This is a genomic window from Microbacterium sp. (assembly GCF_036277215.1).
In the GTDB taxonomy this organism is placed as follows: Bacteria; Actinomycetota; Actinomycetes; order Actinomycetales; family Microbacteriaceae; genus Microbacterium.
Genome location: NZ_DASUNI010000262.1, coordinates 1 through 8,561, shown reverse-complemented (window position 1 = coordinate 8,561; position 8,561 = coordinate 1). Strand labels below are relative to the sequence as shown.

Below are 8,561 nucleotides of genomic sequence, written 5' to 3'. Positions count from 1 at the left end.
ACGTACGACGACTTCCTCGCCGACCGCTCGGCGTACGAGGACTTCGATCCGTCGGTGTACCTCGGCGGCAAGGGGTTCGGGTTCGTGCGCCTGCAGCAGCTCGCGACCGAGCACCTGCTCGGCGCCCGCGGCTGACAGCATCCACTCCCGAACCAGGGGATCCGAGCCGAGATCAGGGACACCGTCCTCGGTTTCGTGCGGAATCCCCTGGTTCGACTCCACCGCGGAAAGGAGCGCACATGAGCCTCGTCATGGGCGTCGACTCGTCGACGCAGTCGTGCAAGGTCGTGATCACGGATGCCGCGACCGGCGCCATCGTGCGCGACGGGCGGGCGATCCACCCGAACGGCACCGAGGTCGACCCGGCCGCGTGGTGGACCGCACTGCAGGCGGCGATCGACGCCGCCGGCGGACTCGGCGACGTCAAGTCCTGGGCGATCGGCGGGCAGCAGCACGGCATGGTCGTCCTCGACGACGCCGGCCGCGTCCTCCGCCCGGCCCTGCTCTGGAACGACACCCGCTCGGCGGGAGCGGCCGCCGACCTGATCGCCGAGTTCGGCGCCGACAGCCTGGCGCAGCGCACGGGCCTCGTGCCGGTGGCATCTTTCACGCTCACCAAGCTGCGGTGGCTGCGCGACTCCGAGCCCGACAACGCGGCTCGTGTCGCAGCCGTCGCTCTTCCGCACGACTGGCTGACGTGGCGCCTGCGCGGCTTCGGCCCCGAAGGCGAGTCGCGGCGCGGGCCTGTGCTCGAGGAGCTCGTGACCGACCGGTCGGATGCTTCGGGCACGGGCTACTGGGACCCCGCGAGCGGCGGCTACGACCGCGAGCTGCTCGTCGCGGCGCTCGGACACGATGCGACCCTGCCCCGCGTGCTCGGGCCCGAAGAGTGGGTGCTCGACGACGCGGAACGCCGGGTCGGCGGGGGAGCCGGCGACAACGCCGGCGCGGCGCTCGGCCTCGGCGCCGGCCCCGGCGACGTCGTCGTCTCGATCGGCACGAGCGGCACCGTGTTCGCGGTGAGCGAGGAGCGCACGATAGATCCCACCGGAACGGTCGCCGGCTTCGCCGACTGCACCGGGCGGTTCCTGCCGCTGGTCGCGACGCTGAACGCCGCGCGCGTGCTCGACGCCGTCGCCGGCCTTCTCGGCGTGGACCATTCCGAGCTGAGCCGGCTCGCGCTCGCTGCCGCGCCAGGGGCAGGCGGCCTGTCACTGGTGCCGTATTTCGAGGGCGAGCGGACCCCGAATCTGCCGGATGCCACGGCATCCCTCACCGGGATGACCCTCGCTTCGACGACTCGCGAGAATCTGGCGCGTGCGGCGGTCGAGGGCATGCTCGGCGGACTGGGCGCGGGGCTTGCGGCTCTGCGCGCACTCGGTGTGCCCCTCGAGAAGGCGCTGCTGATCGGCGGCGGCGCGCAGTCCGAGGCGGTGCGGGTCATCGCGCCGCTCGTGCTGGGCGTGCCGGTGGAGGTCCCCGCTCCGGGCGAATACGTCGCGCTCGGCGCGGCACGGCAGGCGGCGAGCGTCCTCGCGGCCTGACTCTCGCGCCGCGCGTGCGCACAACTCCGCCGAATCGTGCGGTCGTGATTGGACGATCCGCGATTTTCTGCGAGCCCGCCGCGACCCGGCGCCGGAATTGGAGGAGTTGTGCGCGCCGCACGACCCGGCCCGAGTGCATCGCGCGCCCTCCACCGCTCTCCGGTCACAAAGTGCCCCCTTTCGCGGCAATCAGGTGAACCAGGGGCCGAAACGGGCCTGCGCCGAGACTCGAGCACCGCTCACAGAGGTCTCCTGGGCCCGGCTCATAGCGTCGAAGACATGCCGGCACCCCTCGACGACGAACAGGTCAGCTTCTCTCCGACGCAGCTGCGCGCGATGGCCGACGAGATGCAGCGGTTCCTGCTCGAGTACCGGTTCGGCATGCAGGAGATCGAGACCAAGGTCGCGATCCTGCGCGACGAGTTCCAGTACATGCACGCCTACAACCCGATCGAGCACGTCTCGAGCCGTGTGAAGTCGCCCGACAGCATCGTCGACAAAGTCCTGCGCAAGGGCATCGAATCGGACTTCGCATCCATTCGCGCGTCGATCACCGACATCGCGGGCGTGCGCATCACCTGCAGCTTCACGACCGACGCGTACCGGCTGTTCGACCTGCTCACCCAGCAGGACGACGTCACCGTCGTCGCGGTCAAGGACTACATCGCCGCGCCGAAGGCGAACGGGTACAAGAGCCTGCACGCGATCGTCGAGGTCCCGGTCTTCCTCTCCACCGGCCGCGTCGCCGTGCCGGTCGAGGTGCAGTTCCGCACGATCGCGATGGACTTCTGGGCGAGCCTCGAGCACAAGATCTACTACAAGTACGACCGACAGGTTCCGCTCGAGCTGCTGACCAGCCTCAAGGATGCCGCCGACACCGCCGCCGAGCTGGACGAGCGCATGCAGCGGCTGCACCGCGAGCTGCACGGGCCCGGCGCCTCCGGCCGGATGGTCGCGGTCTAGCTGATACCCACCGCCTGAACCGCGCCCGAAAGGTGCGCGAACGCGCCTGATCGGGGCCCGATCGTGCCCGGTCCTGCGAAGCACCGCCCGTCTCCTCGCAACATGAGGGCCCGCCCGACAGAATGGGCAGGTGCCCTCATCCGCCGGTAAGCCGCCCGCCGATTCGACGGCCGCGCAGCTCGACGCGATCGCGGCTGAGCTGTACGCCCTCCCGCCCGAGGAGTTCACCGAAGCCCGCAACGCCCGCGCGGCCACGGCCGATCGCGCGATCGCGGCGAGCGTGAAGGCGCTGCGCAAGCCCACCGCATCGGCGTGGGCGGTCGACCTGCTGGCGCGCGACGGGCAGCTGGCCGAAGCGCTCCAGCTCGCCGGCGCGCTGCGCGAGGCGCAGGACGACCTGGATGCCGCAGAACTCGGTCGGCTGAGCCGCCAGCGCCGCCAGCTCGTCGCCGCACTGGCGACGCAGGCCGTCGGACTCGCGCGGGATCGCGGTGTCGCGGTCAGTCCCGCGGCTCGCGCCGACGTCGAGAAGACCATCAATGCGGCGGTGATGGATGCCGCGGCCGCCGCCGCCGTGATGACCGGGCGACTGGTCCGCCCGCTGGAGGCGAGCGGGTTCGACGCCGTTGACGTGTCCGACGCCGTCGGCGGGAGCATGCCCGGCGTTCCGGACGCGCCCGCGCCGACGCGCGACGACCTTGCCGAGCGGCGGGCCCGCAAGGCGGCGGAGCGCGCGCTCCGCGAAGCCGAGCGCGCCGCCGGCGAGGCGGATCGCCAGCTCGCGGGCATCGAGGCGAAGCTGGATAAGTCACGCGAGCGCGGCGACCTCCTGAGGGAGCGCCTCGAAGACCTGCGGTCGGAGCTCGCGCGTCTCGAAGCCGACGCGGAGAAGGCCGACCGCGAGACCGCACGCCTCGAAGATGAGCAGAAGGATGCCGCCGCTAAGGCGCGCAGCGCAACCCGGGACGCCGAGAGGGCTCGGGAGTCTCTCAAGTGAGGGACGACGAAGGCTGATGCGTTCCGCGATCGCGGTCGCGGAGTGAACGGGCGACGCGGCGGACACCGCCTGAAACCCGGCTACCGATGGGCGACCGTCTTCGCCGCCGCCGTGCTCGCGGTGACCAGCGGACTGGTCGCGGTCGAGGCCCTCCGCATTGCGGGGGACGCCCTCGAGCGGCCAGGTGTCGATGCGTTCTACGAGCAGCCCGCGGATGCCGCCATCGGCGATCCCGGATCGCTCGTGAAGATCGATCAGCTGCTGGGTGCACCGCTCGCCGCGCGCGCATGGCGCATCATGTACCGCACCACCGACGTGCACGGCGACCCCGCCGTCGCGACCGGGGTGCTCGTCGTTCCGCTCGCGCCGGCGCCTCCGGGCGGCCGCATCGTCCTCTCGTGGGGGCATCCGACGACCGGGGCGGCGCGCCAGTGCGCCCCGTCCTACGGGTTCGACCCGTTCCTGGGCATCGAAGGACTCCGGCAGCTGCTCGATCGCGGCTACGCGGTCGTCGCGACGGACTACATCGGCATGGGCACCGACGGCCCCGACTCGTACCTGGTCGGCGTCAGCGGAGGCAACGCGGTGCTGGACGCCGTGCGCGCCGCGCGCTCGGTCCCCGAGACGCGCGCGGGGGACCGCGTCGTGCTGTGGGGTCACTCGCAGGGCGGCGCGGCGGTGCTCTTCGCCGCCGAGCAGGCACCCTCGTACGCGCCCGAGCTGCAGATCGATGCGGTCGCCGCCGCTGCGCCCGCGGCCAGCCTCCCGAACCTGATGAGCGCCCACCTCGACGACATCTCGGGCGTGACGATCGGCTCGTACGCCTTCACGGCGTTCGCCTCGGTGTATCCCGACGCCGACCTCGACGACATCCTCACGCCGGCCGCGCTCGAGATCGTCCCGCGCATGAACGAGCTTTGCCTGCTCAGCAACATCGCCGAGCTGCACCGGATCGGCGAGCCGCTGGTCGGCGACTTCACGCTCAGCGACCCGACGACCACTCCGCCGTGGTCGGAGCTGTTGGCGGAGAACTCAGCGGGCTCGACCGCATTCGAGGCACCGCTGTTCATCGCGCAGGGGCTCGAGGACGAGCTGGTCGTGCCCGAGGACACCGCCGACTTCGTCCAGCACGAAGCCCGTCTCGGCATCCGCGTGACCTACGAGACGATCCCGTTCGCCACGCACGGCACCGTCGCCTACCTCGCTCTGCCGGGCCTCATGCAGTGGCTCGACCGAGTGGTCGGCTGACCTCGTCCGGCGGGGACTCGATACGTTGTAGCCGTGGACCAGCTCGAGCCGACTCTTCTCGTCATCCCGCTGCTCGCGGTGGCCGCTCCGCTGCTCGCTCGGAGCCTCGGACGGTGGGTACGGATTCCGATCGTCGTCTTCGAGCTGATGCTGGGCATTCTCGTAGGTCCGTCGCTGCTCGGCTGGGCGGTGCCCTCCGACTTCGTCGGAGCGCTGTCGGAGTTCGGTCTCGCCATGCTCTTCTTCGTCGCCGGCTCGGAGATCGAGTTCGCGGCATTCCGCGGCCGCACCGGTCGTTTCGCGGTCGGAGGGTGGCTGATCAGCCTCGCAGCGGGCGTCGGGCTCACCTGGATCCTCTTTCCCGGCGAGGTGGCGATCGTGGTCGGCATCGCACTCTGCTCGACGGCGCTCGGCACGATCCTGCCGATCCTGCGCGACGCGGCCGAACTGCGCACGCCGTTCGGGCAGGCGATCGGGGCCATCGGGGCGGTCGGGGAGTTCGGTCCGCTCATCGCGATCTCGCTCTTCCTGGGCGGCCGCAGCCCGGGCATCGAGACGATCGTGCTCGCCATCTTCGGCGTCATCGCGGGTCTCGCGATCTGGCTCGCGTTCCGGATGCCGCGGGGCGCGATGCATCGCGCGGTCAACGCATCGCTGCACACGTCCGGGCAGTTCGCGATCCGCGTCGTGTTCCTGATCCTGTCGGGGCTCGTCGCGCTCAGCATCGTGCTGGATCTCGATCTGCTGCTGGGCGCGTTCGCCGCCGGAATCGTGTGGCGCCTGATCATGCGCGACGCCCACGAATCGGACCGGAAGGTGGTCGAGAGCAAAGTCGAGGCGGTGGCGTTCGGCTTCCTCGTGCCGGTGTTCTTCATCTACACCGGCGTCACCTTCGATCTGACCGCGCTTCTGGAGAACCCTCTGCTGCTCGCGGTCGTTCCGGTGGTCGTCGTCCTGATGTTCCTCGTGCGCGGTCTGCCGTCGATGCTCGCTGCGCCCCCCGGCTCGAGCCGCCGGGATCGGCTCGCCGTCGCATTCCTCGGAGCCACGGGCCTGCCGATCATCGTCGCGGTCACCGGGATCGGCGTGGACGAGGGCATCCTCCCCTCGGCCGCTGCGGCCGTGCTCGTCGGTGCGGGCATGCTGTCGGTGCTCCTGTTCCCGCTCATCGCGATGAGCCTGCGCGGCGAGCGCAGCGTGAAGGCGTCGGCTCCGCTCGAGGACGACCGGGCTTGACCGTCCAGACGCTGCTCGACGCCGCGCGCTCGCGGCTCACCGACGCGCCCCGCGAGGCGGTCGGGGAGCTGATCGAGCCGCGCCGCCTCCTCGGGTTGCGGCGTTCGCCCCGCATCGTCCGGCGAGGGACCGCCTGGCATGTGGGCGTCCTGCTCATCGCCGACGACGGCGTGCTCGCGACGGGCGACATCGTGCGCGCCCGGGCCGAGGTGCGGCGCGGTTTCACCGCGGAATCGCAGCGTCGTCGGGCGGAGCTGGCCGCTGCCGCCCGGCGGGGCGGCATCCCGGAGGGCGAGGTCGTGCACATCGGCTGGCAGGTGCTCGACGCCGATGCGGTCGACCGAGGTGAGGCATCAGGACCCCTGGCCCTCGTGGATGGCACGCCGAGCGTGCGATGGAGCGCCGCAGGCGGATACCTGCCGCTCAGCGCCTATCTCGACGACCGCATCGAACTGCTCCGCCACCCGCCTGCCGGAGCGTAGGGGTCAGCCGGGTCCGAAGGTGCGCGCGAAGGCGCGGAGCAGGCGGACCGGTTCGGTGACGGATGCCGCCAGCACACGCCCGGCGACCGTCTCGTAGTCGTTCGCGGGGAAGTAGCCGTCGTCTCGGTAGACGGCCATGCGCTCGGTGAAAGCACGGGTCGTCGGCTCGGGGTGGAACTGGGTCGCATACAGACGATCGCCGACGCGGTAGGCCTGCACGGGGCATCCCGCGTTCGTCGCGAGCAGCGTGCCGCCGTCCGGCACGGCCTCGGAGCCCTCTTTGTGCGCGGTCAGTGCCGTGAAGCTGCGCGCGAGGGTGCCCAGCAGCGGGTCGCTCCTGCCGTCCTGGGTCAGCTCGACGAGGACCGGGCCGGTGTCTTCGGGGTACGCGCGGCTGACGACGCCGCCCAGCAGGCGCGTGACCACCCCGATGCCGTAGCAGGTGAACAGCCCGGCCGTTTCGGGCGAGCCGGGCGGGGGATCGATGACGCCGGAGGCGATGCGCTCCAGATCGCTCTCGAGCCGGCGCTGCACGTCGGTCTTGGATGACTCAGGATCCGTGAGGTTGAAGGGGCTGCCACCGACGAAGAATCCGCTGTAGCGATCGAACACGTCCGGCGGCAGCGCGTCGCGCACGAGGTCGTGCTGCACCAGTTGCGAGGCGTCGAGGCGGGCCGCCGATCGGAAGGACTCGTACTCGGCAGCCGCCGCCCCCTGCTGCGGCCGCACGCACACGTAGAGCAACGGTGCGGTCGTCATGGCGCGAGTCTAGACGCGGGTCGGGTTGCGGTCGTGCATGCCGCTGAACGCACACGGCCCTCATCTCGCTCACCGCCCAGGAATATCGCCAGGACCGTGTATCAGAACCGGTCCTTTCGCGCTCCCCTCAGAGTGGACACAATGGGCGCTATGACGCACGAGAGCGCCGAGCCCTCCGTCGACTCCGTCGAGCCGACCAGGTGGGAGCGCGCCGCAAGCCTGTTCCTGAGGTGGCGTGACGGTGACACTCGAGCCATGGACGAGCTGGTGAGGCTGATGACGCCCCTGCTGTGGCACGTCGTCCGTGCCTACGGTCTCGACCGCGCGCTCGCCGAGGACGTCGTTCAGACGACATGGCTCACGCTCGTGCGCCGGCACGAGTCGATCACCGAGCCCCAGGCCGTCTCGGGGTGGCTGACGATGGTCGCGCGTCGCGAGGCCTGGCGGGTGGGCAAGCTCCACCGCCGCGCGGACGCGACGGACACGGAAAGCCTCGAGCCGCACCTGCCTGCCCATGAGTCCGCAGAGGAGAGCGCCGCAACCGACGACGAGTCCCGTCGTCTGTGGCGTGCCGTGGCGCAACTCACCGAGCGGTGCCAGCGGCTGCTTCGCATCGTGGCGTTCGATGAACGTCCCGATTACGCACGCATCGCGCAGGACATGGCGATGCCGATCGGGTCGATCGGGCCGACCCGCCAGCGCTGTCTTGCAAAGCTTCGCGCCCTGCTCGAGGGCGACGGCTGGGGAGGGGATTCCCATGGAGACTGAAGACTTCGCGGCGGATGCGGCGCTGTTCGCCCAGATGCGCAGGATGTGGCAGGACGTGGATCCGGTCCCGGCGGATCTCGTCGACCGAATGGTCGCGACCGTCGCGGTCGAGGATCTGTCGCGCGAGTACGCGCTGCTGACGCTCGTCGAGGCCTCGCAGCTCTCGGCGGTGCGGGGCGAGACCGACACCGCGACGCTGCAGTTCAGCGACGGGAAGACGAGCGTGCTCGTGCACGTCACGGTCACTGAGGACGGCGCTCGCCGCATCGACGGATGGGTGGATGCCGCGGCCCTCGCAATCCGCCTCAGCCAGGGCGACCGTGAATGGAGCACCGACGCGGGCGAGCACGGACGGTTCGCCTTCGACAGCGTGCCACCCGGCGTCTCCCGACTTCGACTCGTCGTCCGCGGCGCGGACGACGACCTCCATGACTTCCAAACACCCCAATTCGAAGTGTGACCAACGGATGCCGCGGCGGGGGGCCACGGCATCCTTCTTTGTGAGACGAAAGGCATGACGCATGGCTGACGAAACCGAGCCCGAGATCCGTCCGTGGCGAGAGA

At 70.8% G+C, this 8,561-nt stretch carries 9 protein-coding genes and 1 pseudogene; 9 read left to right on the top strand and 1 reads right to left on the bottom strand.

Features of this window, described 5'->3' with window-relative positions; genetic code table 11:
* From VFX99_RS13200 to VFX99_RS13170, 7 genes and pseudogenes are all read left to right on the top strand, one after another.
* Positions 1-135, top strand: a pseudogene (locus tag VFX99_RS13200) (xylose isomerase); the annotation flags it as partial.
* 104 nt (positions 136-239) lie between these two features.
* Positions 240-1,544, top strand: a complete 1,305-nt coding sequence (locus VFX99_RS13195; protein WP_329666756.1) for an FGGY family carbohydrate kinase — start codon at positions 240-242, stop codon at positions 1,542-1,544.
* A 279-nt stretch (positions 1,545-1,823) separates the two neighbouring features.
* Positions 1,824-2,507 (top strand): GTP pyrophosphokinase family protein, encoded by a 684-nt coding sequence (locus tag VFX99_RS13190; RefSeq protein ID WP_329666755.1) that lies wholly within the window; start codon positions 1,824-1,826, stop codon positions 2,505-2,507.
* Positions 2,508-2,637: 130 nt separating this feature from the next.
* Positions 2,638-3,504 carry a transposase gene (locus tag VFX99_RS13185; protein WP_329666754.1) on the top strand — a complete coding sequence of 289 codons (867 nt, stop codon included), beginning with the start codon at positions 2,638-2,640 and terminating at the stop codon, positions 3,502-3,504.
* A 42-nt stretch (positions 3,505-3,546) separates the two neighbouring features.
* Positions 3,547-4,752: an alpha/beta fold hydrolase gene (locus VFX99_RS13180; protein WP_329666753.1), complete on the top strand. Its 1,206-nt coding sequence runs from the start codon at positions 3,547-3,549 to the stop codon at positions 4,750-4,752.
* Positions 4,753-4,785: 33 nt separating this feature from the next.
* Positions 4,786-5,988 (top strand): cation:proton antiporter, encoded by a 1,203-nt coding sequence (locus VFX99_RS13175; protein WP_329666752.1) that lies wholly within the window; start codon positions 4,786-4,788, stop codon positions 5,986-5,988.
* Entirely contained in the window at positions 5,985-6,470 is a 486-nt protein-coding gene (locus VFX99_RS13170) for a glutaminase (protein ID WP_329666751.1), read from the top strand. Before VFX99_RS13175 ends, VFX99_RS13170 begins: the two co-directional genes overlap by 4 nt.
* Before the next feature lie 3 nt (positions 6,471-6,473).
* Here VFX99_RS13170 and VFX99_RS13165 read toward each other — a convergent pair whose 3' ends face one another.
* A complete protein-coding gene (locus tag VFX99_RS13165) occupies positions 6,474-7,229 on the bottom strand; it encodes a glutamine amidotransferase-related protein (RefSeq protein ID WP_329666750.1) in 756 nt (251 codons plus the stop codon).
* 150 nt (positions 7,230-7,379) lie between these two features.
* On the opposite strand from VFX99_RS13165, the gene VFX99_RS13160 reads away from it, so the two are divergent.
* Entirely contained in the window at positions 7,380-7,997 is a 618-nt protein-coding gene (locus tag VFX99_RS13160; RefSeq protein ID WP_329666749.1) for a sigma-70 family RNA polymerase sigma factor, read from the top strand.
* Positions 7,987-8,457 (top strand): hypothetical protein, encoded by a 471-nt coding sequence (locus VFX99_RS13155; RefSeq protein ID WP_329666748.1) that lies wholly within the window; start codon positions 7,987-7,989, stop codon positions 8,455-8,457. Before VFX99_RS13160 ends, VFX99_RS13155 begins: the two co-directional genes overlap by 11 nt.
* Positions 8,458-8,561: the final 104 nt, after the last annotated feature.